The organism is Stenotrophomonas maltophilia, from assembly GCF_047497515.2.
Lineage (GTDB): Bacteria > Pseudomonadota > Gammaproteobacteria > Xanthomonadales > Xanthomonadaceae > Stenotrophomonas.
Map to the genome: position 1 here is coordinate 138209 of NZ_JAXAXL020000008.1, position 26323 is coordinate 164531.

A 26323-nucleotide genomic window follows, 5' to 3' on the forward strand; every position below is an offset into this window, starting at 1 on the left:
CTGGCCGGCAACCCAGGGATTCCCACCGAAGGTTCATGAGGTTGCCGCCCAGCGGCCGGCGCTACCGCACTTCAGCCGCGCGGATCGTCCGGCCGCCGGAACGGGATCACCACATAGTCCTGGCCCTCGCGCGGCTGCCAAAGCACCGGCACGCGCTGCGGTGACGGCGGCTCCAGCTCGTCGTCGGCCAGCGGTTCGGCGTCTTCTTCTTCGTCTTCCCAGCTGTAGCGCTGGCGCGGCGGCAGCGGGTCGGCATTGCGGAACAGCAGCGCGGCGATGATGCCGGCGAAGGCGCCGCCCATGTGCGACTGCCAGGACACGCCGTCGGCGTGCGGCAGGATGGTCATCAGCATGCCGCCGTAGAACAGCATGCCGATCAGGCCGGTGGCGATCGCTGCGCGGTCGCGGCGCAGCAGGCCCAGGCTGGCCAGCAGGAACATCAGCCCGTGGGTCACGCCACTGGCACCCAGATGCACGCTGCCGGGATTGCCGAGCATCCAGGCACCCAGGCCTGAGCCCAGCCACAGCAGGGGCAGGGCACGCACGGTCGCTTTGGGGTAGACGCTGCCGGCCAGCGTGCCGAGGATCAGGATCGCGATGCTGTTGGCAACGATGTGCTCGACCGAGGCATGCAGCAGCGGGCCGCCGACCAGGCCGAGCAGGCCCTTGGCTTCCAGCGGGGCCACCGCCCATGGCCGCCAGTCGAACGTACCCTGCAGGGCGAACACGGCCACCAGCACCAGCACGGCGGCCAGGCTGACATTGAACGCCCGCAGGATGCGCGAGCGGTCATTGCGGGGGGCCGGCACGTCGCCGGCGGGCAGGGGCGCGTTGTTGTCCATACCTCAGCAATGGCGGTGGTTGCCGCGAAACCAAGGCGGCCGCGGCGGGAGAGTGGCGCCGGCCGGCGGGACAATCCCACCGGCCGGCGGTTCAACGGGTCAGGCTCAGGCCTGGCCTTCGCCTTCCTTCGGCGGGTACTTCAGGCTCAGCACCACGGTGGCGGCGATGATCACGGCGACCACGCCCAGCGATACCGGGGTCGGGATCTTGAACAGGTCGATGATCATCATCTTGATGCCGATGAAGCCCAGCACCAGCGCCAGGCCATACGGCAGCAGGTGGAAGCGGTCGGCCATGCCGGCCAGCAGGAAGAACATCGCGCGCAGGCCCAGCACCGCGAACACGTTGGAGGTGAGCACGATGAACGGATCGGTGGTGATCGCGAAGATCGCCGGGATGCTGTCCACGGCGAAGATCACGTCGGTGACCGCGATCAGGATCAGCACCGCGAACAGCGGGGTGAACCAGCGCACGCCATCGCGCTTCACGCTCAGCGCGTTGCCGGCGTAGTCCGGCAGCAGGCGCAGGTGCTTGCGCATCCAGCGCAGGGCCGGGTTGGTCTCCAGGTCGGGTTCCTGGCCGGCGGCGAACCACATCTTCCAGCCGGTGAACAGCAGGAAGGCACCGAACACGTAGAGCAGCCAATGGAACTGGCTGATCAGCACGCTCCCAGCGAAGATCATGATCGTACGCAGCACGATCGCGCCCAGGATGCCGATGATCAGCACCTTCTGGCGCTGTTCCTCCGGCACCGCGAAGTAGCTCATGATCATCAGGAAGACGAAGATGTTGTCGACCGCCAGCGCCTTCTCGACCAGGTAACCGGTCAGGAATTCGAGGCCGACCTTGTTGGCCACGACCTGGCCGGCGGTCTCATTCAGGTAGTACCAGAGGCCGGCGTTGAACAGCAGGGCCAGCGCGACCCAGCCGATCGACCACCACAGGGCCTCCTTGAAGGTGACCTTGTGCGGTCCACCATGGCGCATCAACACGAGGTCGACCAGCAGGGCGATGACCACCACCGCTGCGAAGCCGCCCCACAACCACACGTTACCGATCGTCTGCATTGGGAATGTCCGTTGGAAAGATGAATGCCAAGCCGGACGGCGAGGATCTGCAACGGAGGATCGGGAGGGGATCCAGGGACAGAGCTTCGCCAGTACGGCGAAGGTCTCGCTCGCAGTTCCAAGGGCTGGAACTGCCGTTGCACCGGAGCCTGCGGGCTCGAATTGACGGCGACAACGTCTGGGAGCTACTCCCCTTCTGGCGCCGATTCTGCCGCCTGGCCGGGCCGCCGTCAAATGTCCAGGGGACGGGGTCGGATCCCCAACGGGGCTCCGACCCCACACCGCTATCGGCCAAGGGGTCAGGGCCCCTGCGGGGATCTGACCCCGGCGGCCGGTTTACAATAGGTGGATGAATACCCCCCTTCCGATTGTCCGCCTCAAGAACGCGTGGCGTTCCAGCCACCCGTGGATCTTCCAGAAACTGGTCGAAAAGCCGACCGTCCGGCCCAAGCCCGGTTCCATCGTCGACGTGGTCGGCATTGATGGCGAGTTCATCGGCCGCGGGTTCTACAACGGGCACTCGCGCATTGCTGTGCGCATCCTCGAAACCGACCAGAACGTGCCGGTCGATGCCGGCTGGTTCTCGCGCAAGATCGCCCAGGCGGTGTCGCTGCGCCGTGAGGTGCTCAAGCTCGATGCGGTGTCCGACGCCTGGCGCGTGGTGCACAGCGAAGGCGACGGCCTGTCCGGCCTGGTGGTTGACCGCTATGGCGACCTGGTGGTGGTCGAGTTCTTCGCCGCTGGCATGTTCCGCCACCGCGAGTGGATCTACGAGGCCCTGCGCGAGCAGTTCCCGGGCTGCCGCTTCCACAGCTTCGCCGACGAGCATGTGCAGAAGCAGGAAAGCTTCGACTTCCACGGCAACACCACCACCGAGGCGTCGGTGATCACCGAGTACGGCATCAAGTTCCGCGCCGATCCGGCCGGTGCGCACAAGACCGGCTTCTTCGCCGACCAGCGCGAGAACCGCGAATGGCTGAGCCAGCAGGTGGAAGGCAAGAGCGTGCTCGACCTGTGCTGCAACACCGGCGGTTTCGCGGTGTACGCGGCTGCGCGCGGTGCTTCGGAGGTGGTCGGCATCGACATCGATGAAGACGTGATCCAGATCGCCAAGGGCAATTCGCGCCTGAACAACGTGCGCCCGAAGTTCATCCAGTCCGACATCTTCCCGTGGCTGCGTGATGCTGCCAACCGCGGCGAGCAGTACGACGTGGTGATCCTGGACCCGGCGAAGATGACCCGTGACCGCGACCAGGTGATCACCGCGCTGAAGAAGTACCTGGACATGAACAAGCTGGCGCTGGGCGTGGTGAAGCCCGGTGGCCTGTTCGCCACGTTCTCCTGCACCGGCCTGGTGGCCGAGGACCAGTTCCTCGACATGCTGCGCCGTGCCGCCTACTTTTCCGGCCGCACGATCCAGATCCTGAAGGTGGCCGGCGCCGGCCCGGACCATCCGTTCATGGCCCACGTGCAGGAATCGCGCTACCTGAAGGCCGTGTTCTGCCGCGTGGTCGATTGACCGCGTGACGCTGTAGCGCCGAGCCCACGCTCGGCTCTACAAAACGGCGGGCCGCAGCGCTATGGTCGGGCTCTTCCCAATGCCGGTGAGAGCCCATGCCTTCGTTGCGCCACCTGTCCGTCGTGCTTGCCGTGCCGCTGTGTGTGCCACTGTCCGCCCACGCCATCGAGTTCAGCGCGCAGGAACTGGCGCGTGCCAAGACGCTGCAGCAGCGCCTGGTGACCCTCGACAGCCATCTGGATACGCCGGCCAACTTCGGCCGCAGCGGTTTCGACATCGAACAGCGCCACGACCGCAATGCGCTTTCGCAGGTGGACTACCCGCGCATGGTCGAAGGCGCGCTGGACGGCGGCTTCTGGGCGATCTACACCGACCAGGGTGACCGCAGCGCCGCCGCACACCTGGCCGAGCGTGACCACGGCCTGCAGCGGCTGCTGCAGATCCGCGAGATGCTGGCCGCCAATCCCGCGCGCTTCGCCCTCGCACTGACCGCCGATGACGCGGCGCGGATCAAGGCCGCCGGCAAGCGCGTGGTCTACATCAGCATGGAAAACGCCAGCCCGCTGGTGGCCGATCCCAGCCTGCTTTCGTTCTATCACCGCGCTGGCCTGCGCCTGCTCAGCACCGTGCACTTCGCCAACAACGAGTTCGCCGATTCGGCCACCGACCCCAAGGGCGCGGAGTGGAAAGGCCTGAGCCCGGCCGGCAAGGATCTGGTGCGCCAGGCGGTGAAGCTGGGCATCGTGATCGACCAGTCGCATGCCTCGGACGCGGTGTTCGATGACCTGCTGGCGATGATGCCGGTGCCGTTCGTGCTCTCGCACAGCTCGGCCAAGGCGGTCTACGACCACCCGCGCAATCTGGACGATGCACGCCTGCGCAAGCTGGCCAAGGCAGGTGGCGTGATCCAGGTGAATGCCTACGGCGGCTACCTGATCGACACCGCGAAGACGCCTGAGCGCAAGCAGGCCGAGGAAGCGCTGAGCAAGCAGCTGGGCGGCTGGGAAGGGATGGGCATCGAGCAGGGTGTTGCCCTGCTCAAGGCCGAGCAGGCACTGGACCACGAGCACCCGGTGCGCCATGCCAGCCTGGACGACTTCTTCGCCCACTTCGAGCACATCCTCAAGGTGGTCGGCCCCGAGCATGTGGGCATCGGCCTGGACTGGGATGGCGGCGGCGGCCTGAGCGACCTGCCCGATGTCAGCCAGTTGCCGAAGATCACTGCGTGGCTGCTGCGCAAGGGCTACACCGAGCAGCAGATTGCCGGCATCTGGGGCGGCAACCTGCTGCGGGTGATGCGCCAGGCGCAGGATTACGCAGCAAAACAGGGCGGGTGAAGCCCCCTGCGGTAGTGCCGGCGGCTGTACAGGAAGTACAGCACCAGGCCGGCCACGTTCCACAGCAGGAAGTACAGCTGGGTGCGGTGCGGCAGGCTGATGAACAGGTAGATGCAGCCCAGCGCGGCCAGCGGGCCAACCACGAAGGCCAGCGGGGTGCGGAAGGTGCGCTCGCGGTTCGGCTCGCGCAGGCGCAGCACCACCAGGCAGATGCCCACCGCAGTGAACGCGGCCAGGGTGCCGGCGTTGGCCAGCGCCGCGATTTCGTCCAGGCGCGCCACACCGGCCAGCGCCGAGACCACCACCGCAGTGAACAGCGTGGTTGCCACCGGCGTGCCGGTGCGGGCATTGACCTTGGACAGGCCACGCGGCAGCAGGCCATCGCGGCTCATCACGAAGAAGATGCGGCTCTGGCCATACAGGAAGGCCAGCAGCACGGTCGGCAGCGCGATGATCGCGATCACGCCGATCACCATCGCCGCGGTCGGGTGGCCCAGCTGGCGCATGATCAGGGCCAGCGGCTCGGCGCTGTGGCCGAACACCGCGTAGCTCATCGCACCCACGGCGGCCAGCGCCACCAGCACGTAGACGATGGTGCAGCCGATCATCGAACCGATGATGCCGATCGACAGGTCGCGGCCCGGGTTCTTGGTTTCCTCGGCGGCGGTGGAGATCGCATCGAAGCCGTAGAAGGCGAAGAAGATGATCGCCGCCGCCGCCATCACGCCGTGCTCGACGCCATCGGGGCCGATCGACTTGGCAAAGCCATAGGGCATGAACGGCTGCAGGTTGGCGCTGTCGAAGGCCGGCAGGGCCACGGCGACGAAGATGGCCAGCGCGATCAGCTTGAACACCACCAGGATGGCGTTGAGGGTGGCGCTTTCCTTGGTGCCGGCCATCAGCATGCCGGCCACCAGCCAGGTGATGATGATCGCCGGCAGGTTGATCATGCCGCCTTCCACGTGCGGGCCGGCGGCAAGCCAGGCCGGCAGGTGCACGTTCCAGCCGAACTGGGTGTGCACCCATTCGAGGAAACCGACGAAGTAGCCGGACCAGCCGACCGCCACCGTACTCACCACCAGCGAGTACTCCAGGATCAGGCTCCAGCCCACCACCCAGGCGAACACTTCGCCCAGCGCACTGTAGCTGTAGGTGTAGGCGCTGCCGGCGGCCGGCATCATCGTCGACAGCTCGGCGTAGGACAGCGCCGCGCAGGCGCAGACCGCGCCGGCGATGGCGAAGGAGATCAGCACGGCCGGGCCGGCCAGGTTGGCGCCGACGCCGATCAGCGTGTAGATGCCGGTACCGACGATGGCGCCGATGCCCAGCGCGATCAGGTGTGGCCAGCTGAGCGTTGGGATCAGACGCCTGCCGGCTTCATGGACGGTGACGGAATCAAGGGACTTGCGCCGGAGCAGGGACATGCAGGCCTCGGAAGGGGTGACTGAGAACGACAAGTTCCCGAGTGTGACCGAACGCAGCGCAGCATTGCCACTGACGGGGGTCATACCCGGGCGGCGGCGCGCTGGACCGCGAGCAGGCTGCCGGAATCGGCACAATGGGAAGGAGGGCCGCAGTGCCGCGCCCGCCTCAGCGGGGGCTGGACCAGTGGCAGCCGTCTTCCTGCCAGGCCTCGGGGTCATCGTGGAAGGGGGTGGTGCGGCCGTCGCGGGCACGTTCGTAGCGCAGGTCCAGCACCAGCGCGCCCTGCGTGCTGAGCCGGTAGCGGCCGTTGAGGCGGCCATCGACGTGCTCTTCCCAGACGCTGTCGAACTGGTACGGACGGTCTTCGGCCAGCGCGGTGGTCTCCATCGAAACCTGGCGCAGCAGCAAGCGTTCGTGGTGCCCGGCGTAACGCACGTCGGCCTGGCCATCCTCCAGCCAGCGCCATTCCAGATGGATGCTGTCGTTGCGACCGCCGCTCAGGCAGCGATGGTCCTGCGCGGTGCCGGCAGACGCAGTGCCGGCGGTCAGCAGCAACGCGCCGAGTACCACCGCCCGCGGCGCCTTCACCCGTTCAGCCCCAGGCGGATACCGAAGCCGACCAGGAACAGGCCGGCCACGCGGCGCAGCGCGTCGCTGATCCGCGGGTGCTGGATCAATCGGCGGCGGGCCAGGTTGCCCACGCCGATCAGCATCGAGCAGTAGGCGATGCTGACCACCAGGATGATGCCGGCCAGCGCGGCGAAGGTGGCGATGCCCTGGTGTGCCTTGGGATCGATGAACAACGGCAGGAAGGCCATGTAGAACAGGATCGCCTTCGGGTTGAGCAGGCTGACCAGGATCGCCTGCTGGAAGTAGCGGCCCGGCTGCATGCGGATCGGGCCGGCGTCACCGCCCTCGTGCTTCGGCGTGCGCAGCAGGCTGATGCCGACCCACACCAGGTAGGCCGCACCGAGGTACTGCACGGCGTGGAACACCAGCGGGTTGGCCTTGAGCAGCGCGGCCACGCCGGCCAGCGCCAGCCACATCAGGATCTGGTCGCCGACCAGAAGGCCGGCCAATGCGGTGTAGCCGCCACGCACGCCACCACGGCCGGTGGCGGTCAGCAGGGTGAAGGTGCCGGGACCGGGCAGGGCGAGGAACACCAGCACGGCGACCAGAAACGTCCACAGGTCCTGGATGCCCATCCACGGCATGGCGGCGTTCTCTTGTTACGGGGGGCCGTCATTGTCGGCCAGCGCCGCGATTGGCGACAGAGGGTTGGCGGGGCCACCGGGCATGCCAGACAGCAGCGGTTGCAGGTGCTGGCGCAGCTGCGCGTGCAGCTGCCGCACCGCCGGCGAGAACTGCTTGCGGTGCGGGCACACCAGCTGCAGCGGGATACTGCTGCCAACGCCGTCGAGCAGCAGCTGCAGGCGCCCGGCCTGCACATCCTCACGCAGGTCCAGCCAGGACTTGTAGGTGATGCCTTCGCCGGCCACGGCCCAGCGCCGCACCACATCGGCGTCATCGCAGACCAGCGGGCCACGCACCGGCACCACCACGCGGCGCCCCTCGATTTCGAACGACCAGCTATCATAGGCGCGTCCACCGAGCTGGTAGACCAGGCAATCGTGTTCGCGCAGGTCCTCCAGGCGGCCGGGCGCGCCGCGTCGCTGCAGGTAATCGGGCGAGGCCGCCAGTACGCGCCGGTTGCCTTCCAGCAGCGGCAGGGCGACGTAGCTGGCGTCATCGAAGTGGCCGATGCGGATCGCCACGTCCACCGGGTCGCGGAACACGTCGGCCACTTCATCGGACAGGCGCAGGTGCAGGCGCAGCCGTGGATGCGCGGCGCGGAACGCGGTCAGCCACGGCAGCAGCAGGTTGCGACCGAAGTCCGAGGGCGCCGACAGCTGCAGGGTGCCGTGCAGTTCGGCGTCTTCGCCCTGCACGCGGGCCTGGCCCTCGCGCAGGGTCGCCAGTACCTCTTGTGCATAGGGCAGGTACAGCGCGCCCTCGCCGGTCAGGCGCAGGCTGCGGGTGGTGCGCACGAACAGGCGCAGGTCCAGCTCGCGTTCCAGCCGCGCCACCGCCGCGGCGACCTGGCCGGGCAGCAGATCGGCCTCTCGGGCCGCTTGGGAGAAGCTGCCCAGCGCGGCGGTGCGGACGAACAGCTGCAGGTCGTCGAAGCGGATCATCTTCATTGCCCGAGTGAAAGTGCTGCCCGATTCTGCGCCTTTCTGCGGCAGCGCGCGCGGTGCAACCTGTGCGCTCCCTCCCCACTGGACCGCTGCCATGCGCGCCATTGCCTACACCCATGCCGGCCTGCCGATCGATGATGCGCAGGCCCTGATCGATATCGAGCTGGACCTGCCGCAGCCCGGCCCGCGCGACCTGCGGGTGGCGGTGCGCGCGGTGGCGGTCAATCCGGTCGACACCAAGGTGCGCCGCGGCGTGGCCACTGACGGCCCGCGCGTCCTGGGCTGGGACGCGGTCGGCATCGTCGACGCGGTGGGCAGCGAGGTGACCCTGTTCCAGCCCGGCGACGCGGTCTACTACGCCGGCGTGATCGATCGCCCGGGCAGCAATGCCGAGTACCAGTTGGTGGACGAGCGCAGCGTCGGCCGCAAGCCGGCCAGCCTCGATGATGCGGCCGCCGCCGCACTGCCACTGACCGCGATCACGGCGTGGGAGCTGCTGTTCGACCGCCTGCGCATCCCGGAGGGCGGTGGCGAGGGCCAGACCCTGCTGGTGATCGGTGCTGCCGGTGGCGTTGGTTCGATCCTGGTGCAGCTGGCGCGGAAGCTGACGAAACTGACGGTGATCGGCACCGCCTCGCGTCCGGATACGCAGGACTGGGTCTATGCGATGGGCGCGCATCACGTGATCGACCACAGCCTGCCGCTGGCCGAGGGCCTGGCGCGGCTGGGCATCAGCGAGGTGCAGCACGTGGCCAGCCTGACCCACTCCGACCAGCACTACGCGCAGATCGTGGAACTGCTGGCGCCGCAGGGCCAGCTGGGGTTGATCGATGATCCCGGCCAGGTCGATGTGATGGCGCTCAAGCGCAAGGCGTTGTCCCTGCACTGGGAGTCGATGTTCACCCGGCCGCTGTACAAGACCGCGGACATGCAGCGCCAGCACGACCTGTTGAACCGGGTGGCCGAGCTGATCGACGCCGGCGTACTGCAGACCACGCTGGGCGAGCACTTCGGCCGCATCGACGCGGCCAACCTGCGGCGCGCCCATGCGCTGCTTGAAAGCCACCGCGCCAAGGGCAAGATCGTGCTGGAAGGCTGGTAACACGTAGCGCCTCCTGTAGAGCCGAGCCCGCGATCGGCTGCTGTTCGCGCATGGGCCTCAGCCGAGCATGGGCTCGGCCCTACAGTGCTTCATCCACGCATGGCGTGGATCTACCGTGTCGATCAAGGGCGACACCTACCCACAACGGGCGGGACCCACTCCTCAGGCCACGCCGTTGTCGACGTGTTCGGCAAAGCCGGGTTGCTGGCGCAGGCGCTCGAACCAGGCCTCCACGTTCGGCAGCCTGGGCGTGCTGCCGGGCGTGCTGCCGGGCGTGCTGCGCCAGCGCTGGGTCGACAGTCCGAGCACGATGTCCGCGAGGGTGAACGCGCTGCCGGTGACATGGGCCCGGCCATCGGCCAACTGCGCGTCGAGCACGCCCATCAGGCGATTCCACTGCGCCAGGCTGGCCTCGGCGCGGGCATCGTCCGGGTAGTCCGGGTGGTGCCGCACCCGGGCCATGAACACATGGCGCCAGGCACTGTTGAGGTCGCTGGCCTGCCAATCCATCCACTGCTCCACCCGCGCACGGGGCTGCGCCGCGGCGGGCAGCAGGTCGTCGCGGCCAGCGCGGGCGGCCAGGTAACGGCAGATGCTGTTGGATTCCCACAGTACGAAACCGCCGTCACGCAGCACCGGCACCTGCCGGTTCGGGTTGAGCGCGGCCAGCAGCTCCGGCGCCGGTGCGGGATCGTGGTGCAGCGGCAGGTCGAGCCCGGCGCACAGCCACAGCACCTTGCGCACGTTGATCGAGGTCGGCTTTCCGTACAGTTCCAGCATGGCCCGGCGCAGCGTTTGAGACGGTGCCAGCCTACACTTGCCACATGCAAACCGAATTCCTGCTCATCGGCGGCCTTCTATTGGCCGTGCTCATCCTGCAGCTGGTCGCCCTGCTGCGCCGCCCGCCGCATGACCGCCTGGAACAGGCGGTACGCGAGGAGGCCCGCTCCGGGCGCAGCGAACTGCGCGAGCAGCTCGATGGCTTCGCCCGCGCGCTGACCGACCTGTCGACCCGCACCGACCAGCGCCTGGACCTGCTGCGCGAGGCGCTCGGCGAAGACGCCCGCAAGGCACGCGCCGAGGCCGCCGACAGCCAGCAGCGTGGCGCGGCACTGATGGGGCAGCGCCTGCAGGAACTGCGCGGCCAGCTGGAAACCTTTGGCCAGCAGCAGGAGGCACGCATCCATGCCTTCGGCCAGCAGCTGCAGGAACTGACCGTGCGCACCGACACCCAGCTCGGCGCGCTGCGCCAGACCTTGGTGGACGATGCGCGCAAGGGGCGCGAGGAAGGCGCGCAGTCACAGCAGCGCCTGACCGAAAGCCTGGGCCTGCGCCTGCAGGAACTGACCCAGCGCAACGAACAGCGCATCGCCGAGATGCGCACCACGCTGGAGGAGCAGCTGCGCGCGCTGCAGAACGACAATGCGCAGAAGCTGGAACAGATGCGCCACACCGTCGATGAGAAGCTGCAGTCGACGCTGGAAACGCGGCTGGGCAACTCGTTCAAGCTGGTCTCCGAGCGCCTGGAGCAGGTGCAGCGCGGCCTTGGCGAGATGCAGCAGCTGGCCACCGGCGTCGGCGACCTCAAGCGCGTGCTGACCAACGTCAAGAACCGTGGCAGCTGGGGTGAAGTGCAGTTGGAGAACATCCTCGAGCAGACGCTGACCCAGGAGCAGTACGCGCGCGCGGTGAAGGTACGCCCGGACAGCGGCGAGATGGTCGATATCGCGGTGCGCCTGCCGGGCCGCAGCAGCGACGACACGCCGGTGTGGCTGCCGATCGACTCCAAGTTCCCGCGCGAAGACTACGAACGCATGCTGGACGCGCAGGAGCAGGGTGATGCCGAGGGCGTGCGCCTGCAGGGCATCCAGCTTGAACGCGCGGTGCGCGTGCAGGCCAAGTCGATCTGCGACAAGTACATCGCGCCGCCGCACACCACCGACTTCGCGGTGATGTTCCTGCCCACCGAAGGCCTGTATGCCGAAGTGATCCGGCGCCCCGGCCTGGTCGACCTGCTGCAGCGCGAGCATCGCGTGGTGGTGGCCGGGCCGACCACGGTCACCGCGCTGCTCAACAGCCTGCAGATGGGTTTCCGCACGCTGGCCATCGAACAGCGCTCCAGCGAGGTGTGGAGCCTGCTGGGCGCGGTGAAGAGCGAGTTCGGCAAGTTCGCCGGCATCCTCGAGAAGGCCGAGAAGCAGATCACCACGGTCGGTCGCAGCATCGGCGAGGCCAGCCGCAAGACGCGCACCATCGAGCGCCGCCTGCGTGGCGTGGAATCGCTGGCCGCCGAACAGGCGCAGTCGCTGCTGGGCGATCTGGGCGACGCTGAAACCGCAGGCGAGGACGAGGGTGGCGACGGCGAAGGCGAGGAGGCCTGAGCCGCACCGACACGCCGCCTGCATCGTCGGTGCGTATGCTGGCGGCCTGTCCGCTTCGATCAGGTATCGCCATGCGCCTGCGCCTCTGTACCAGTCTTGTCCTGACCGTGCTGCTTGCCGCCTGCAGCATTGCGCCACCGACCGTGGGTCCGGCAATGCAGGCCGGGGCGGCCGCCACGCCCGAAGCCGCCGAGGCCTATCGCGAAGCACGCGACGTCGATTGCCAGGCCGCTGGCGGCACCCTGCAGCGGCTCGGCCGCCTGCAGCGCGAGCAGTGCGTGATTCCCTATGCCGATGCCGGCAAGGCGTGCAGCCGCAAGAGCGACTGCACCGGCCAGTGCCTGGCCGGGGGTGAGGTGGGGGCCGGTGGTGTGGCGTCCGGTACCTGCCAGCGTGACGCCAGCCAGAACTTCGGTTGCCGCCAGCGCATCGAGGACGGCAAGGCGCAGGGCACGATCTGCGTGGATTGACGGAACTGCCGGCCAGCGGCCGGCACTACCGGCATCGCGCGGCGCTATGCTGGTGGGCCATTCCCCGCTGTAGCCGGAGCCCCCGCGTGAGCACCCCGATCCAGGATATTTCCCTCACCACCATCGACGGCCAGCCGTCCTCGCTTGCCGACTACCAGGGCAAGGTGCTGCTGCTGGTCAACGTCGCCTCCAAGTGCGGCCTGACCCCGCAGTATGAAGGCCTGCAGGCGCTGTATGCGGAAAAGCACGCGCAGGGCCTGGAAGTGCTGGGCTTCCCCGCCAACAACTTCCTCGGCCAGGAGCCGGGCAGCGAGGCGGAAATCCAGCAGTTCTGCCAGCTCACCTACGATGTCAGCTTCCCGATGTTCTCCAAGATCAGCGTGGCCGGTGATGACACCCACCCGCTGTACCAGCAGCTGACCGCCGCCCAGCCGCAGTCGATCGGTGAAGGCCCGTTGCGCGAGCGCCTGGCCAGCAAGGAGATCCCGATCCACGCCGCGCCTGCAGTGCTGTGGAACTTCGAGAAATTCCTGGTCGGCCGCGACGGCAAGGTCATCGCCCGCTTCGCCCCGGACGTGGCCGCCGATGACGCGCGCCTTCGCGAAGCCATCGAGGCCGCGCTGGCGGCCTGAGCAAAGCGTGCCAACCAAGGTTGGCACCTACCGGAAAAGAAAAACCCCGCCGAGGCGGGGTTTTTCATGCACCGATGAGCGGCCTCAGTGGGTCCACTGCGGCATCGGCATCGCATCGACCGGGATCGGCGAATTGGCATCGTCGTGGCCGCGCTCGCGCTTGCTGCGCAGGTCATTCTCGATCTGGTAGTTGCGGCGCTGCATCCACGCATCGCGCACCAGCGAGTACTCGTCCACCGCGGTGTCACGCAGGTCGTCGATCGCCAGCAGCTGCGCGCGGGTATCGACCAGCTGCAGGCCCTGCAGGCCGATGCGGACCTTGTCCTCTTCGATGCGGCGGATCGGCGACAGCGGGATGTCACCGGCCAGGCCGAACACATCGCGCACGGTACGCGGGCCGAAGAACGGCAGTTCCACGTAGCGCGAGCGACGCCAGCCCCACACACCCAGGGTCTGGCCGAAGTCTTCATTGCGACGCGGCACCATCGCCTTGCTGGCCGGATCGAACAGGCCACCGATACCCAGCGTGCTGTTCATCAGGAAACGGCCCAGGCTGTCCCACGCATCGGCACCCCGGCCCTGCAGCAGCTGGTTGGTGATGGTCACCGGTGCGCGCAGGTTGCTGAAGAAGTTGCTGACGCCGGTACGGGCGAAGCGCGGCACCACGTGGGTATAGGCGGTGGCCAGCGGGCGCGCGATGCCGCGGTCGACCGCGTTGTTGAACGTGTGCACCTTGCGGTTGAAGGGTTCCCAGGGGTCGTAGGCCGCTGCGCTGCCGGTGTTGCCGGCGCCGCCATAGAGGGCATCGAAATCATCGTCGCCGCCCGGTGCGGTGGCTGCTGCGGTCTTCGCTGCATTGCCATCAACGGGCGCTGCCGGAGTGGCCGGCGATGGGGCCGAGGCAACCGGCGCCTGCGCCGCCGGACCGGCCACGGCAGGGTCGACTGTTCCGCCATCGGCAACTGCAGTGGGGGCTTCGGCAGCAGGGGTCGCCGGGACCACGGTGCTGGCAACCGGTGCATCGCTGCGCGCGGGCTTGCCGGCACAGGCGGTCAGCGCGGTGGCCAGGACGATCAGGGGGAGAGTGCGTACGACGTTCATGTCAGCTCGCAGCAGAAGTAGCGTTGAAATCCAGGTCGGGCGACAGCCGGTAGGCCGCGCTCAGCTCGTTGAGTCCGGCGGGGGCGCCGGAGATCGCCAGCGGGTGGCCGCCCTTGCGTGCACGTGCGGCCAGTTCGGCCAGCAGGGCCAGGCCGGCGCTGTCCAAGCGCTCGACTTCGCCCAGTTCCAACCGTGCCAGCTGCGCCGGCAGGGCCTGCAGCTGCGGCCACAGCGCGATCACCGCGGCACGGTCGAGCACCCCGCGCAGGCGCAGGGTGTCGCCTTCCAGCAGCGCCAGTGCGTTACTTGCCATTGCCCGCGGGCCCGGCCTGCATGCTGCCGCTGTGCAGCTCGGTGGCCACCTGCTTGATGCCCTTCTGGCGCAGCGGGGTATCGAACTGGTTGCGGAAGGTCTGCACGTAGGAGATGCCTTCGATGTTGACGTCGAAGATCTTCCACTGGCCGTTCACGTTGCGCATCCAGTACTCGACCGGGGTCGGCTCGTTGCCGGCACGGACCAGCTCGGTGCTCACGCGCACGCCGCGGTTGCCCGGCAGCGGGCTCTCACCCTTCAGGCGGAAGCTCGGCTTGCCCTGGATGTTGAGCAGGGTCGAGCCATAGCGCTGCATCAGGCTGTCGGCCATGGCGTCGGCGAACAGCTTGATGTCGGCGTCGGAGGCACCACGGGCATGCGGGCCCAGCACCAGGCGTGCGGCGTAGTCGCGGTCGAAGGTGCGGGTCAGTTCGCTGTCGATGTAGCTGCGCAGGCTGGCCGGGTTGCTGGTGAACTCGCTCTTGCGCTGCTGCAGGGTGGCCAGGATGCGGCTGCTGGCATCGATCACCACCTTGCCGGCCTGGCCCTGCGTCGCAGATGCGGCGGGGGCGGCGGCCTGGGCCTGGGCCAGGAACGGGGTGGCCACCAGCAGCGCCGAGGCGAGCAGGGCCGGAATCAGTTTCATCTTCATGGTTGCGGTTCCGTTGCAGGCGCCTGCGCGCCATCGTTGGGCTTCTGAGCAGCGCCGCCACCGGCGCCGCCACTGAACATGTACTTGCCGACCAGCTGGATCAGGTCCACGGCCGGCTGGGTGAAGACAATCTCGTCGCCGGCCTTCAGCACGTCCGGATCACCGCCCGGCTGCAGACCGATATAGCTCTCGCCGAGCAAACCACTGGTGAAGATGCCGGCCGAGGTGTCCGCCGGCAGGTCCTTGACCTTGCTGTCCATGCGCAGGGTCACGATGGATTCGAACTTCACCGGGTCCAGGTCGATCGAGGCGACCTGGCCGACGGTGACGCCGCCGATCTTCACCGGGGCCTGCTTGCGCAGCTGGCCGACCTGGGAGAAGCGTGCTTTCAGCTCGTAGCCCTGGCTGCCCCAGCTCCAGCGCTGGTTGGTCGAGGCCACGGCCAGCACCATCAGCGAGGCCAAGGCCAGCAGCAGGAAGGCGCCGACGGAGAATTCGAGTCTGGGACCGCGGATGGCCATGTGGATTACCTGATCGAGTCGTGGTGGCCGCGCGCGCCTGCGCACCGCCGGTGGAGGGGTTAGGTGAACAACATTGCCGACAGCACGAAGTTGAACATCAGCACCAGCAGCGAGGCGTTGACCACCGCACGGGTGGTCGCCACCGAGGTGCCCTCGATGGTCGGCTCGGCGTGGAAACCAACGTAGGCGGCCACCAGCGCGGCGGTGCCGCCGAAGATCGCCGACTTCAGCATCGCCACGCCGAAGTCATCCCAGAAATCGACGCTGTTGCGCAGTGCCGACCAGAACACGCCGTTGTCCAGGCCCAGCACGTGCACGGCCTCGAAGTAGCTGGCACTGATGGCCAGCGAACAGAAGATGCCGGTCAGCAGGGGGACGGTCAGCACGGCGGCCCAGAAGCGCGGCGCCACGGCCTTGGCCACCGGGTCGATTGCCATCAGTTCCAGCGCCTTGATCTGGTCGGTGGCGCGCATCAGGCCCAGTTCGGCGGCAATCGAGCTACCGGCACGGCCGATGAACAGCAGCGCGGTCAGCACCGGCGCCAGCTCGCGGTACAGCGACAGGCCGAGCAGGGTCGACAGCGCGTCGGCCGCACCGAAGGTGGTCAGCGTGCGGTAGCCCTGCAGGGTCAGCACCAGGCCGACGAAGGCGCCACCGACGGCAATGATCGGCAACGAGCGCGCGCCGATCTTGTAGATCTCGCGGGTCAGCTCGGCCAGGAAATCACGCGTGGGCAGCGAACCGCGCAGCACGGTCAGCGAGAACAGGCCGGCGCGGCCCAGCGAACGGGTGGCTTGCACGAACGGCATCAGGCGACCCTCGCGCGCGGCGCGGCATCGAACGGGATGGGGCCATCGGGCTGGCCGTGCAGGAACTGCCGCAGCAGCGGGTCCTGGCTGGACTGCAGCGCCTCGGGCGTGCCCTGGAACACGATGCCGCCATTGGCGATCGCGATCACCTGGTCGCAGATCGGCAGGGTCTCGTGCACGTGGTGGCTGACGATGATGCTGGTCAGGCCCAGGCTGTGGTTGAGGCGCTGGATCAGGCTCATGATCACCCCGGAGGCGATCGGGTCGAGCCCGGTCAGCGGCTCGTCGTAGATCATCAGCGGCGGGTCCAGGGCCAGCGCGCGGGCCAGCGCCACGCGGCGCGCCATGCCGCCGGACAGCTCACGCGGCCACGCATCGGCGGCGGCCAGCAGGCCCACCGCATGCAGCTTCATTTCCACCAGCCGGCGCAGCACGGCCCTCGGCAAGCGCGTATGCGTGCGCAGCGGCAGCGCGACGTTCTCGGCCACGGTGAGGTCGGTCAGCAGGCCATTGCCCTGCAGCAGCACGCCTACGCTCTTGCGCATTTCCAGCAGCGCGCTGTTGTCGTGCGGGATCGGCTTGCCGAACAGGGTGACGTCGCCAGCGACCGGGCGCAGCTCACCGGTAAGCGCGGCCAGCAGGGTCGACTTGCCGCTGCCGGACGGGCCGAGCACTGCGGTGATGCTGCCCTTGGGCACCTGCAGCGACACATCGCGCAGGATCGTGCGCCCGCTCCGGTCGATGCGGACGTTGGATAACTGCACCAGACTGGAGGCGGAAGCCGACATGGGCACCATTAACGTTTTTTAGACATCGAAGGATCGGGCCAGCCGGCTGAACATAAGCAGACTGGACGGTGCAGTATTGTTGCACGGCAAGGCCTTGGCCTGGCCGGGACAATCGACCGGGACGCCGGAACAATCCGTACCGGTGATGGGCCGACCATTGAATACTGCCTGCGCTCCTGCACACTGTGCATGATGAGTGACCCAGGCAGCGACTTCCGCCTCTACCATTCCAATTCCCTGGACGTGCTGGCCGCGCTGCTGGCACGCAACGTGCGTGCCCCTGTAGCGGGCCAACCGTTGCTGGCACCGGAAGTGGTGCTGATCCCGCAGGTGGCGATGCGCCGCTGGCTGCAAGCGACACTGGCGGCGGAGTTCGGCGTTGCCGCCAACCTCGAATTCCTCACCCCGGGCGAGTTCGTGGCGCGTGCGCTGAAGGCCAACGTCAGCGGTGAGCAGGACGATCTGGACGCCGCGGGGTTGCACTGGCGCCTGTACCAGGCACTGCGCGACCCGGCGTTGCTGGCGCAGCCACCGATGCGCGCGCTGCAGTCCTACCTTGCCGGTGGCGACGCATTGAAGCCGTGGGCGCTGGCCGGCGAACTGGCCTCGGTGTTCGAGAAGTACCAGGCCTGGCGCCGTGACTGGCTGCTGCGCTGGGCGGCCGGTGCCGATCCGGCCGACCCGCAGGCCATCCTGTGGCGCACCATCACCCGCGGCCACGACTACCGCGCGCGCCGCATCCAGGAGTACCTGGACCGCTTCGAAGGGGCGGGCCAGCCGCTGCCGAAGGGATTGCCGCTGCGCATGTCTGCGTTCGCGACGCTCAACATCTCGCCCGACGTGCTGCGGGTGATGGCTACGCAGGCCCGAGTGGGCGAGCTGCACTTCTACATGCCCACGCCCGTGCAGTCGTACTGGGGCGACCTGCAGACCCTGGCCGAGCGCCTGCGCACGGGCGCGCCCGATCCGTTCGGGGAAGCGGCCGGCGAGAACCGCCTGCTGGAAGCGTGGGGCGCTGCGGGCCGCGACTTCATGGCGGTGCTGGGCAGCTACGAGGTGGTGCACCCGGCCGGCGAAATCGCCGCCTATTCCGACCCGGAGGAGGACACCCGGCCGACCCTCGACGAAGGTGGCCTGTCCGACAGCCTGCTGCATCGCCTGCAACGCGACCTGTTCCACCGTCGTGCCCTGCCTTCGGGCGAACTGCGCGACGGGCTGCGCAGCGACGACCCCAGCCTGCAGGTGCACGCCTGCCACACCCGCCTGCGCGAGCTGCAGGTGCTGCACGACCAGCTGCGCAGCCTGCTGCAGGACGCGCGCTTCGACCCGCCGCTGCAGGCACGCGAGATCGCGGTGCTGGCACCTGACATCGATCCCTACGTGCCGTACCTGGAAGCCGTGTTCGGCGGCCGTGGTGGCGAAGAGGAGCACATTCCGTATGCGCTGGCCGACAGCAGCCCGCTGGCCGGTGAACCGCTGGCCGATGTATTCGTTCACCTGCTGGGCCTGCCGGTCTCGCGTTTCGGCCTGAACGAAGTGCTGGACCTGCTGGCCAGCGCACCGCTGGCCGAAGCGGCCGGTCTGGAAGCGGTGGACTTCGACCGACTGCATGGCTGGCTGCAGCAGGCGGGTGCGCGCTGGGGCCTGGACGCGAAGCACCGCAACCAGCACCAGGCACCGGCCGACGATGCCTACACCTGGCAGTTCGCACTGGACCGCCTGGTGCTCGGCCATGCCACCGGCAGCGAGGCCGACCTGGCCGGTGTGGCGCCGTGGATCGAGCTGGAAGGCGGCGCGCTGGAAGCGCTGGACCGGTTGCTGCGCCTGTTGCGCGTACTGGCGATCTATCAGCGCCGACTCGGCGAGCTGCTGACCCCGGCGCAGTGGCGGCAGCGCCTGCTGTCGCTGCTGGACGCGCTGCTGCCGACCGCGCCCAGTTCGCCCAACAGCCAGCGCGCGCTGGAGCGCTTGCGCAAGCTGCTCAACCAGTTTGCCGAGGACACTGCCAAGGCCGGCTTCAACGAAGGCGTGCCACCGGAGGTGGTGCGTGCGCACTTCGCCGGGGCACTGGGCGAGGCCGACACGCGTGCACCGCTGCTGACCGGTGGCATCAGCTTCGGCCGCATGGTGCCGATGCGCCTGCTGCCGTTCCGCGTGATCTGCGTGCTGGGCCTGAATGACGGCGATTTCCCGCGCCGTGATCCGGCCGCGGGCCTCAACCAGCTCACCGCCGAACTGGACACACCGCGGCGCCGCCCGGGCGACCGTTCCACCCGCGAGGACGACCGCTTCCTGTTCCTGCAGCTGTTTGCCGCTGCGCAGGAGGTGTTCTATCTGAGCTATCTCGGCGCCGATCCACGCGATGGCAGCGTGCGCGAGCCATCGGTGCTGGTCAGTGAACTGATCGATGCCGCCGCTGCATATCACCTGGATCCGGCGGCTGCGGTGCGCGACTTCACCGTGCGCCATGCCCTGCAGCCGTTCTCGCCCGCTGCGTTCGGCGATGGCGATCCGCGCCGTTTCAGCTATCGGCGGCAGTGGCATCCGGCGGCCGGTCGCCTCACCGGCCAGCGGGGCGGCCTGCTGCCCTGGTTCGACGCGCCGTTGCCGCCGCCACTCGACGATGCCGTGGAGAACGAGGTCGCACTGGATACCCTGCGCCGTTTCCTGTGCGACCCGGCCGGGCAGTTCCTGGCGCAGTCGCTGGGCTTGCGCCTGGCCGACGAGGTTGAAGAAGTGGACGACCTGGAGCCGTTGGTGCTGTCGTCGCGCGGCCCGGAAAAGCGCAGCGTGCAGGCGGCCGTGGTGCGTGCCACGCTCAATGGCGACAGCGAGCCGTTGTATCCGCGGTTGCGCGCGCGCGGCCTGCTGCCCTCCGGTGCACTGGGCGAGCGCCAGTTCGAAGTGGAGCAGCTGAAGACCCGTCCGTATGCCAGTGCCTTGCTGGGCTGGATGCAGGGCGAACCGCTGGAAAGCCGCCGCTACGAGGTGGATATCGACGGCGTGCGCCTGCATGGGCGGGTGGCCGATCGGCATCCCGAAGGGCTGGTGCGCCTGCGCGCCGGCACCCTCAACGGCAATGCGGTGATCCGCCAGGGGCTGGACTGGCTGCTGGCCAATGCCGCCGGTGATGCCTTGCCGCTGGTGCAGTTCCACGATGGCGGCGATGCCGGGCCCGGCCCGCATGTGTTGCCGGCGCTGAGCGTGCCTGCTGCCCGCGCGGCGCTGCGTGCGCTGCTGCAGCTGCGCCAGCGTGGCCTGCGCGAACCGCTGCGCTTTGCCCCCTATACCGGCTGGGTGCTGTACAACACGGTCGGCGAGAAGCAGCGCATCGAAGGCTGGAAGCAGTGGCATGGCAGCGACCGCAGCTGGGGTGAATCCAGCAGCGACGCCTGGCAGCTGCTGCTGCGCGGCGCCGATCCGTTCGCCACCGATGCCAGCTATGCCGATCTGCTGCGCAACAGCCAGGTGGTCTTCAGCGCGGTGCGCGAAGGCCGCACTCTGGGCGTCGCGGCAGGCCAGGAGGGCAACGCATGAACACCGCCATCGCCGACGAGCAATCCCAGCGCATGGCAGGCGATCCCTACCTGACCCTGCCGCTGCAAGGCATCCGCCTGATCGAGGCCAGCGCCGGCACCGGCAAGACCTTCACCCTGGCCACGCTGTTCACCCGCCTGGTGGTGGAGCAGGGGCTGCGCATCGGCCAGATCCTGGCGGTGACCTTCACCGACGCCGCTACCCAGGAACTGCGCAAGCGCATCCGCGAGCGCCTGGCGCTGGCCGCACGACTGGTCGATCTGGAACCGGCCGAGGGCGAGGCACCGGATGTGCACTTGACCCGCGCGGTGCTGCAGCGCCATCTACAGGGCGGAACCGAGAGCGCAGCCGCCTTGAAGCGTCGCCTGCAGGTGGCCGCCGACGAGATCGATTTGGCTTCGATCTTCACCATCCACGGCTTCTGCACCCGCGTGCTGCGCGAGCATGCGCTGGAGAGCGGGCACACCTTCGATCCGCCGGAGCTGCTGGCCAGTGACCGTGAGCTGCTGGAGGAGCTGGCGGCGGACCTGTGGCGCGTGCATGCCAACGACGTAGCGACGTTGGAGCCACTGACCTGGCTGTGGTCCACCCCGGATGCACTGGCCGCCGATCTGCGCGCGCTGCTGGCGGCGCCGCCGCTGCATCCGTTGCCCCAGGCGGTGGCGCTGGCCGATCCACCCCCGGCCCTGCACAGCGCGGCGGAAGACCTGTCCGCAAGCGTGCGCGAGCATGGAGAGCAGTTCTTCATCGACCTCTGTGATGCGGTCGACAACAAGTGGATCAACGGCGTGTCGTACAAGCTGGGCTGGCTGCACCCGCTGGGCCGGCAGTTGCTGGCCTGGGCCGAGCGGGCCGACCCGCGCGAGCTGCTGGCCAGCGAACGCCTGCCGGCGCTGCTGCCGGAGGCGCTGGCCGCCAAGACCAACAAGAAATTCGCCGAGCACACGCCGTCATCGCCACTGCAGGCGCCGCTGGCCCGCTACGTTGCGCTGCTGGCCGAGCGCGATGCCTGGTTGCGTGCCACTGCGCTGAATTTCCTGCACGCGCTTCGCGCCGAAGCCACGCAGCGCCTGCAGGCGCTGAAGCGCACGCGCCGGGTGCAGACCTATGACGACCTGATCGATGGCGTGGCGTTGGCGCTGGAAGGCCCGCAGCGGCTGGCGCTGGTCAGGCAGCTGCGCGCGCAGTACCGCATCGCGCTGGTCGATGAGTTCCAGGACACCGACGACCGCCAGTGGGGCATCTTCCACACCGTGTTCGGCGACTCGCCGGAAGTGCGCGAGCTGGGCCTGGCGCCCGCGCTGTTCCTGATCGGCGATCCCAAGCAGGCGATCTACGGTTTCCGCGGCGGCGACATCCATACCTACCTGAAGGCCAAACAGGTGGCGCAGCAGGCACCAGTGCTGGACCAGAACTTCCGCTCACGCCCGGCCGTGCTGCGTGCCCTGCAGGCGTTGTACGACAACGGCGGCGAAGACGCGTTCCTCGAGCGCGACATCCAGTTCGAACCGGTGCGCCCCGGTGGCGTGCGCATCGATGCGGATTACCTGCGCGACGGCCGTGCCGCCGTGGCACTGACCCTGCGCGTGCTGCGCAGCGGCGGCGACAAGGCGATGAGTGCCGATGCCTCGCGCGACGCGGCCACCCAGGCGTGCGTGGCCGCGATCCACCAGGTCCTGGTCGATGCGCGCGCCGGTAATGCCGTGCTGCGCGGGCGCCCGGTGCAGCCGGGCGACATTGCGGTACTGGTGCGCTCGCACCGCGAAGCGACGCTGGTGCAGCGCGCGCTGGCAGCGGTCGGTATTCCTGCCGTGGCGGCGGGCAAGCAGAGCCTGTTCGCCACCAGCGAGGCACGTGATCTGCGCGCGCTGCTGCTGGCATTGCTGCAACCGGCCGATGAAGGACGCCTGCGTGCGGCGCTGGCGACCGTGCTGCTTGGCCAGCGGGCGAGTGCGATCGCCGCAATGGAACGCGAGGGCGACCTGCAACGTGGATTCCAGGCGCAGCTGCTGCAGTGGCGTGAGCGCTGGCAGCGCGGTGGGCCGTTCGCAGTGATCGCCGATGTCTGTGCCGCACAGGGTGAACGCCTGCTGGCGTTGATCGATGGCGAGCGCCGCCTGACCAACTACCTGCAGCTGGGCGAACTGCTGCAGGAAGCCTCGGCACAGGCACTGGGCATGCACGGCCTGCTGGACTGGCTGCAGGGACAGATGGCCAGCGCCGACCAAGATGACGAGCAGCAGCTGCTGCGCCTGGAATCGGATGCGCGCCGCGTGCAGATCATCACCCTGCACAAGAGCAAGGGCCTGGAGTATCCGCTGGTGTTCCTGCCGTTCGTCGGCATCGACGGCGGTGCACCGAACACGGCGTCGCACTGCACCGTGCACGTGGCTGGCGAGCGCCAGCTGCACTGGAAGCTGGACAAGAACGAGGCCTGGGAAACGGCCAGTGCACAGCGCGAGCGTGAGCAGCGCGCCGAGGACGCGCGCCTGCTGTATGTCGGCCTGACCCGCGCCGAGCATGCGCTGTGGATTGCCGCGGGCGATCTTGCCGGGCTCGGCAGGACGCGACTGGCACCACTGCTGGGCGACCTGCAGGTGCTGCGCGCACATGCCGATGTGGTTATCGACGACAGCGAAGTGAGCGCCGCGCTGCCGCAGCTCGCCGCCGAAGTGGAAGGCGAGCTGCCTGCGGTGCGCGCACTGACCCGGCGTGTGCCGCACGACTGGTGGGTATACAGCTTCACCCAGCTGGCGCACGCCGATGCCGGCGCAGGCAGTGATATCGAAGCCGCCGCCACCGAGCTGCCGGCGCCCGCCGCCGACGAACCGGCGGGCCCGGAACTGCCGCTGGAACCGGCGCTGCCGGAACCCGCCGCGGCGGCCGAGGACAGCGCCCCGATCGATCCGCGCTTCATGGGCAGCCGCTTCGGCAATGTGCTGCACGAGGCGATGGAAAACGTCGACTTCGCCGCCTGGGGTGATTGGCAGCCCGGCCAGCAGGCGCCGGACGGCCAGGCCGAGGTGCTGCGCAAGGCGCTGCACGACGAAGGCTACGCCGACGCCGACCTGGACGATGGCGTGGCCGTACTGGTGCCGCTGGTCGGCCACACCCTGACCGTGCCGCTACCGGAGGGCGGTGCGCTGCACAGCCTGGATGAAGGCGAGCGCCGTGCGGAAATCGACTTCCATTTCGCCATCGAGCCGACCGCGGTGCCGGCGCTGCTGCAGGTGCTGCACGCACATGGGGTTTCCAGCGCGCGCCGTGGTTTTGGACAGCGCCGCCGGCTGGAAGGGCTGATGACCGGCATGATCGACCTGACCTACGTGCGCGATGGGCGCTGGTACGTGCTCGATTACAAGTCCAACCGCCTGCCCGGTTACAGCCCGGACCTGCTGGCCATTGCCATGCGCCACAGCGAGTACGACCTGCAGGCGCTGATCTATACGGTGGCGCTGCATCGCTGGCTGCGTTTCCGCCTGGGTGTGGCCTACGACTACGAGCGCGACATGGGTGGCATCCGTTACCTGTTCTGCCGAGGCCTGGATGCCGCCGGCAACGGCGTGCATGTGGATCGTTTCCCGCTGGCGCTGGTCGATGCACTCGACGCGCTGTTCGCCGGTGGCGAACAGGCCCAGGCCGAGCTGGCTGCACGTGCCCGTGGAGCCAGCGCATGAGCCTGCTGAAGGAACTGCACCAGAAAGGCCTGCTGCGCACCCTCGACCATGCGTTGGCGACCAGCCTGCAGCGACTGCGCGACGACACGCCCGAGAGCGTGGCGCTGGCCGCCGCCCTGGCGTCGCTGGCGGTGTCGCAAGGCCATGCCGCGTTCGATCCGGCACAACCGCAGCGGTTGCTGGAAGGCGTGCCCGAGTGGCCTGCCGCGCAGTACTGGCTGGCGCAGCTGCGTGCATCGCCGTGGGTGGCGACGCCGGAGCAGGCCGATGCCATCGCCGAAGATGCGCCGCTGGTGCTGGAAAACGGCCTGCTCTACCTGCGCCGCTACCGCGAGTACGAACGCCAGTTGGCCGCTGGCCTGCAACGCATTGGCCGGCATCCGCTGCCGGCACCGGACATGGCAGCGCTGGCACCGTTGTTTGCGCAGCTGTTCCCGCAGGCATCGGGCAGCGAAGATCACCAGGCGCGCGCGGCCGGCGTGACCTTGCGCCATCCGCTGGCGCTGGTCACCGGCGGCCCCGGCACCGGCAAGACCACCACCATCGCACGCCTGTTGCTGCTGCTGGCCGCGCAGGCCCGGCACACCGGCCAGCCGCTGCCCGAGGTGGCCTTGGCTGCGCCCACCGGACGCGCTGCAGAACGGATGGCCGAGAGCCTGCGCGTCGCCGTGCAGCGCCTGCAGGAACAGGGGCTGGACCCGGCGCTGTGCGCGGCACTGCCCAGCACCGGCACCACCCTGCATCGCCTGCTCGGGGTGATCCCCGATTCACCGCGCTTCCGCCACCACGCCGACAATCCGCTGCCGGTGGACGTAGTGGTGGTCGACGAAGCGTCGATGATCGATCTGCCGATGATGGCCAAGCTGGTCGATGCGATCGCCAGTGGCACCCGGCTGATCCTGCTCGGCGACCCCGACCAGCTGCCGTCGGTGGAGGCGGGCGACGTGCTCAGCGCGATCCTGCGTGCCAGCGGCGACGGCATCGGCACCCGCGCTGATGACGCGCAGGCACTGCATGGCCTGCTGGCGCCGGTTACCTTGCAGCCGCAGGCCACACCACGCGCCTTCGCCGGGCGCCGCGTGCAGCTGCAGCGCGGCTACCGGCAGAGCAATGCGCTGGACCTGGCACCGCTGGCCCATGCCGTGCGCGAAGGCGACAGCAGCGCCGCCTTGCAGCTGCTACGCAGCGGTGAACTGGCGGGCGTGCACTTCCACGAAGGCGAAGCCGACCCGTTGCGTGGGCAGCGCGAGCACCTGCTGGGCCACTGGCGCGCACTGGCCGACGCCGCCGATCCGGTACTCGCCCTGCAGCAGGCCGGACGCCTGCGCGTGCTGACCGCACTGCGCGAAGGCCCGCAGGGCGCACGCGGGCTCAACAGCCGCATTGAACAGCTGCTGGCCGGCAATGCGCCGGGCTATTTCCAGGGCCGGCTGCTGCTGGTCACCGAGAACAGCTACCGTCATCGCCTGTTCAATGGCGATATCGGCATCTGCCTGCGCGACGGCAGCGGCGCGATGGTGGCCTGGTTCCCCGGAGATACCGTTGACCAGCCGCGCGCCTTCCACCCGGCCGCACTGCCCGCGCACGAAAGCGCCTTCGCGATGACCGTGCACAAGGCGCAGGGTTCGGAGTTCGACGAAGTGTGGTTGCAGCTGCCGCGCCAGGACAGCCGCGTGCTGTCGCGCGAGCTGGTCTATACCGGCCTGACCCGCGCCCGCCAGGTGTTGCATGTGGCCGGCAGCGCCGACGTGCTGCAGGCCGCATTGAAGCGCCACGCCAGCCGATTGGGCGGCCTGGCCTGGCGGCTGGGTGCGGAAGACGTGGCCGAAGAGCCGGCGCGCATTGAACAGCCCACCGTGCAGGGCACGCTGTTCTGAATCGGGGTCGGATCCCGTTCCCAACGGGAACGGGCTCTGACCCCTTCACCTGAAATCCGATCATCCCGGCGTTC

General features: G+C 68.7%; 22 protein-coding genes. 9 read left to right on the top strand and 13 right to left on the bottom strand.

The genetic code is table 11. From position 1 onward, the window contains the following. Positions 1 to 71 precede the first annotated feature (71 nt). Both ACMZPQ_RS12965 and ACMZPQ_RS12970 read right to left on the bottom strand, forming a co-directional pair. The gene (locus ACMZPQ_RS12965; protein ID WP_197581215.1) at positions 72 to 842 is read right to left on the bottom strand and encodes a rhomboid family intramembrane serine protease; all 771 of its coding nucleotides are present in this window, start codon (positions 840 to 842) and stop codon (positions 72 to 74) included. Between the two features lie 105 nt (positions 843 to 947). Next, positions 948 to 1910: a TerC family protein gene (locus ACMZPQ_RS12970; RefSeq protein WP_010487446.1), complete on the bottom strand. Its 963-nt coding sequence runs from the start codon at positions 1908 to 1910 to the stop codon at positions 948 to 950. A 349-nt stretch (positions 1911 to 2259) separates the two neighbouring features. On the opposite strand from ACMZPQ_RS12970, the gene ACMZPQ_RS12975 reads away from it, so the two are divergent. Together ACMZPQ_RS12975 and ACMZPQ_RS12980 are read left to right on the top strand one after the other, a co-directional pair. Then, positions 2260 to 3429 (top strand): class I SAM-dependent methyltransferase, encoded by a 1170-nt coding sequence (locus ACMZPQ_RS12975; protein ID WP_197582448.1) that lies wholly within the window; start codon positions 2260 to 2262, stop codon positions 3427 to 3429. A gap of 95 nt (positions 3430 to 3524) precedes the next feature. Next, positions 3525 to 4766 (top strand): dipeptidase, encoded by a 1242-nt coding sequence (locus ACMZPQ_RS12980; protein ID WP_197582447.1) that lies wholly within the window; start codon positions 3525 to 3527, stop codon positions 4764 to 4766. Here ACMZPQ_RS12980 and ACMZPQ_RS12985 read toward each other — a convergent pair. From ACMZPQ_RS12985 to ACMZPQ_RS13000, 4 genes are all read right to left on the bottom strand, one after another. Beyond that, on the bottom strand, positions 4742 to 6190 hold the full coding sequence (locus ACMZPQ_RS12985; RefSeq protein WP_414486112.1) for an amino acid permease: 1449 nt from the start codon (positions 6188 to 6190) through the stop codon (positions 4742 to 4744). The two genes, ACMZPQ_RS12980 and ACMZPQ_RS12985, sit on opposite strands and share 25 nt — an antisense overlap. 166 nt (positions 6191 to 6356) lie before the next feature. Continuing rightward, positions 6357 to 6779 carry a hypothetical protein gene (locus tag ACMZPQ_RS12990; protein ID WP_312646646.1) on the bottom strand — a complete coding sequence of 141 codons (423 nt, stop codon included), beginning with the start codon at positions 6777 to 6779 and terminating at the stop codon, positions 6357 to 6359. Further along, a complete protein-coding gene (gene leuE, locus ACMZPQ_RS12995; protein WP_005411716.1) occupies positions 6776 to 7405 on the bottom strand; it encodes a leucine efflux protein LeuE in 630 nt (209 codons plus the stop codon). Before leuE ends, ACMZPQ_RS12990 begins: the two co-directional genes overlap by 4 nt. A 15-nt stretch (positions 7406 to 7420) precedes the next feature. Then, complete coding sequence (locus tag ACMZPQ_RS13000; protein ID WP_197582445.1) at positions 7421 to 8392, bottom strand: LysR family transcriptional regulator; 972 nt, start codon at positions 8390 to 8392, stop codon at positions 7421 to 7423. Positions 8393 to 8483: 91 nt separating this feature from the next. Here ACMZPQ_RS13000 and ACMZPQ_RS13005 point away from each other — a divergent pair, with 91 nt between their 5' ends. Beyond that, positions 8484 to 9491 (top strand): zinc-binding alcohol dehydrogenase family protein, encoded by a 1008-nt coding sequence (locus ACMZPQ_RS13005; protein WP_197582444.1) that lies wholly within the window; start codon positions 8484 to 8486, stop codon positions 9489 to 9491. A gap of 162 nt (positions 9492 to 9653) precedes the next feature. Here ACMZPQ_RS13005 and ACMZPQ_RS13010 read toward each other — a convergent pair whose 3' ends face one another. Next, positions 9654 to 10271 (bottom strand): glutathione S-transferase family protein, encoded by a 618-nt coding sequence (locus ACMZPQ_RS13010; RefSeq protein ID WP_197582443.1) that lies wholly within the window; start codon positions 10269 to 10271, stop codon positions 9654 to 9656. Positions 10272 to 10315: 44 nt separating this feature from the next. Between ACMZPQ_RS13010 and ACMZPQ_RS13015 the strand changes: the two genes are divergently transcribed. The 3 genes from ACMZPQ_RS13015 to ACMZPQ_RS13025 all read left to right on the top strand — a co-directional run bounded on the left by ACMZPQ_RS13015 (position 10316) and on the right by ACMZPQ_RS13025 (position 12974). Then, positions 10316 to 11872 carry a DNA recombination protein RmuC gene (locus ACMZPQ_RS13015; protein ID WP_197582442.1) on the top strand — a complete coding sequence of 519 codons (1557 nt, stop codon included), beginning with the start codon at positions 10316 to 10318 and terminating at the stop codon, positions 11870 to 11872. A 71-nt stretch (positions 11873 to 11943) separates the two neighbouring features. Continuing rightward, positions 11944 to 12342 (top strand): hypothetical protein, encoded by a 399-nt coding sequence (locus tag ACMZPQ_RS13020; protein ID WP_197582441.1) that lies wholly within the window; start codon positions 11944 to 11946, stop codon positions 12340 to 12342. An 86-nt stretch (positions 12343 to 12428) separates the two neighbouring features. Beyond that, the gene (locus tag ACMZPQ_RS13025; RefSeq protein WP_010487473.1) at positions 12429 to 12974 is read left to right on the top strand and encodes a glutathione peroxidase; all 546 of its coding nucleotides are present in this window, start codon (positions 12429 to 12431) and stop codon (positions 12972 to 12974) included. A gap of 84 nt (positions 12975 to 13058) precedes the next feature. On the opposite strand, the gene ACMZPQ_RS13030 is transcribed toward ACMZPQ_RS13025, so the two are convergent. From ACMZPQ_RS13030 to ACMZPQ_RS13055, 6 genes are read right to left on the bottom strand one after another with little or no spacing between them, the layout of a single operon-like run. Beyond that, positions 13059 to 14075 carry an MlaA family lipoprotein gene (locus ACMZPQ_RS13030; protein WP_197582440.1) on the bottom strand — a complete coding sequence of 339 codons (1017 nt, stop codon included), beginning with the start codon at positions 14073 to 14075 and terminating at the stop codon, positions 13059 to 13061. A gap of 1 nt (position 14076) precedes the next feature. Then, positions 14077 to 14388, bottom strand: a complete 312-nt coding sequence (locus tag ACMZPQ_RS13035) for an STAS domain-containing protein (protein ID WP_197582439.1) — start codon at positions 14386 to 14388, stop codon at positions 14077 to 14079. Further along, on the bottom strand, positions 14378 to 15040 hold the full coding sequence (locus tag ACMZPQ_RS13040; RefSeq protein WP_197582437.1) for an ABC transporter substrate-binding protein: 663 nt from the start codon (positions 15038 to 15040) through the stop codon (positions 14378 to 14380). Before ACMZPQ_RS13040 ends, ACMZPQ_RS13035 begins: the two co-directional genes overlap by 11 nt. Beyond that, positions 15037 to 15561, bottom strand: coding sequence for an outer membrane lipid asymmetry maintenance protein MlaD (gene mlaD, locus ACMZPQ_RS13045; RefSeq protein ID WP_005411706.1), 525 nt, complete (start codon positions 15559 to 15561; stop codon positions 15037 to 15039). The genes ACMZPQ_RS13040 and mlaD overlap by 4 nt, the downstream gene beginning before the upstream one ends. 59 nt (positions 15562 to 15620) lie before the next feature. Beyond that, positions 15621 to 16370 (bottom strand): MlaE family lipid ABC transporter permease subunit, encoded by a 750-nt coding sequence (locus ACMZPQ_RS13050; RefSeq protein ID WP_005414955.1) that lies wholly within the window; start codon positions 16368 to 16370, stop codon positions 15621 to 15623. Then, positions 16370 to 17158: an ABC transporter ATP-binding protein gene (locus ACMZPQ_RS13055; protein WP_197582436.1), complete on the bottom strand. Its 789-nt coding sequence runs from the start codon at positions 17156 to 17158 to the stop codon at positions 16370 to 16372. Before ACMZPQ_RS13055 ends, ACMZPQ_RS13050 begins: the two co-directional genes overlap by 1 nt. Positions 17159 to 17347: 189 nt before the next feature. On the opposite strand from ACMZPQ_RS13055, the gene recC reads away from it, so the two are divergent. Genes recC through recD form a run of 3 tightly spaced genes read left to right on the top strand, consistent with a single transcriptional unit; the run spans position 17348 to position 26249 of the window. Continuing rightward, complete coding sequence (recC, locus tag ACMZPQ_RS13060) at positions 17348 to 20695, top strand: exodeoxyribonuclease V subunit gamma (protein WP_197582435.1); 3348 nt, start codon at positions 17348 to 17350, stop codon at positions 20693 to 20695. Further along, positions 20692 to 24372 (top strand): exodeoxyribonuclease V subunit beta, encoded by a 3681-nt coding sequence (recB, locus tag ACMZPQ_RS13065; protein ID WP_197582434.1) that lies wholly within the window; start codon positions 20692 to 20694, stop codon positions 24370 to 24372. The genes recC and recB overlap by 4 nt, the downstream gene beginning before the upstream one ends. Then, entirely contained in the window at positions 24369 to 26249 is a 1881-nt protein-coding gene (recD, locus tag ACMZPQ_RS13070) for an exodeoxyribonuclease V subunit alpha (protein ID WP_197582433.1), read from the top strand. Before recB ends, recD begins: the two co-directional genes overlap by 4 nt. The last annotated feature ends 74 nt before the right edge of the window (positions 26250 to 26323 follow it).

Excerpts from the sequence above, each read along its gene's own strand:
- ACMZPQ_RS12985 (WP_414486112.1), bottom strand. The coding sequence starts at position 6,190 with ATGTCCCTGCTCCGGCGCAAGTCCCTTGATTCCGTCACCGTCCATGAA.
- ACMZPQ_RS13040 (WP_197582437.1), bottom strand. The coding sequence starts at position 15,040 with ATGAAGATGAAACTGATTCCGGCCCTGCTCGCCTCGGCGCTGCTGGTG.
- ACMZPQ_RS13000 (WP_197582445.1), bottom strand. The coding sequence starts at position 8,392 with ATGAAGATGATCCGCTTCGACGACCTGCAGCTGTTCGTCCGCACCGCC.
- ACMZPQ_RS13010 (WP_197582443.1), bottom strand. The coding sequence starts at position 10,271 with ATGCTGGAACTGTACGGAAAGCCGACCTCGATCAACGTGCGCAAGGTG.
- recB (WP_197582434.1), top strand. The coding sequence starts at position 20,692 with ATGAACACCGCCATCGCCGACGAGCAATCCCAGCGCATGGCAGGCGAT.
- mlaD (WP_005411706.1), bottom strand. The coding sequence starts at position 15,561 with ATGGCCATCCGCGGTCCCAGACTCGAATTCTCCGTCGGCGCCTTCCTG.
- recD (WP_197582433.1), top strand. The coding sequence starts at position 24,369 with ATGAGCCTGCTGAAGGAACTGCACCAGAAAGGCCTGCTGCGCACCCTC.
- ACMZPQ_RS12965 (WP_197581215.1), bottom strand. The coding sequence starts at position 842 with ATGGACAACAACGCGCCCCTGCCCGCCGGCGACGTGCCGGCCCCCCGC.
- ACMZPQ_RS13055 (WP_197582436.1), bottom strand. The coding sequence starts at position 17,158 with ATGTCGGCTTCCGCCTCCAGTCTGGTGCAGTTATCCAACGTCCGCATC.
- ACMZPQ_RS12980 (WP_197582447.1), top strand. The coding sequence starts at position 3,525 with ATGCCTTCGTTGCGCCACCTGTCCGTCGTGCTTGCCGTGCCGCTGTGT.
- ACMZPQ_RS13020 (WP_197582441.1), top strand. The coding sequence starts at position 11,944 with ATGCGCCTGCGCCTCTGTACCAGTCTTGTCCTGACCGTGCTGCTTGCC.
- ACMZPQ_RS12975 (WP_197582448.1), top strand. The coding sequence starts at position 2,260 with ATGAATACCCCCCTTCCGATTGTCCGCCTCAAGAACGCGTGGCGTTCC.
- ACMZPQ_RS12970 (WP_010487446.1), bottom strand. The coding sequence starts at position 1,910 with ATGCAGACGATCGGTAACGTGTGGTTGTGGGGCGGCTTCGCAGCGGTG.
- ACMZPQ_RS13005 (WP_197582444.1), top strand. The coding sequence starts at position 8,484 with ATGCGCGCCATTGCCTACACCCATGCCGGCCTGCCGATCGATGATGCG.
- ACMZPQ_RS13050 (WP_005414955.1), bottom strand. The coding sequence starts at position 16,370 with ATGCCGTTCGTGCAAGCCACCCGTTCGCTGGGCCGCGCCGGCCTGTTC.
- ACMZPQ_RS13035 (WP_197582439.1), bottom strand. The coding sequence starts at position 14,388 with ATGGCAAGTAACGCACTGGCGCTGCTGGAAGGCGACACCCTGCGCCTG.
- ACMZPQ_RS13015 (WP_197582442.1), top strand. The coding sequence starts at position 10,316 with ATGCAAACCGAATTCCTGCTCATCGGCGGCCTTCTATTGGCCGTGCTC.
- ACMZPQ_RS13030 (WP_197582440.1), bottom strand. The coding sequence starts at position 14,075 with ATGAACGTCGTACGCACTCTCCCCCTGATCGTCCTGGCCACCGCGCTG.
- leuE (WP_005411716.1), bottom strand. The coding sequence starts at position 7,405 with ATGCCGTGGATGGGCATCCAGGACCTGTGGACGTTTCTGGTCGCCGTG.
- recC (WP_197582435.1), top strand. The coding sequence starts at position 17,348 with ATGATGAGTGACCCAGGCAGCGACTTCCGCCTCTACCATTCCAATTCC.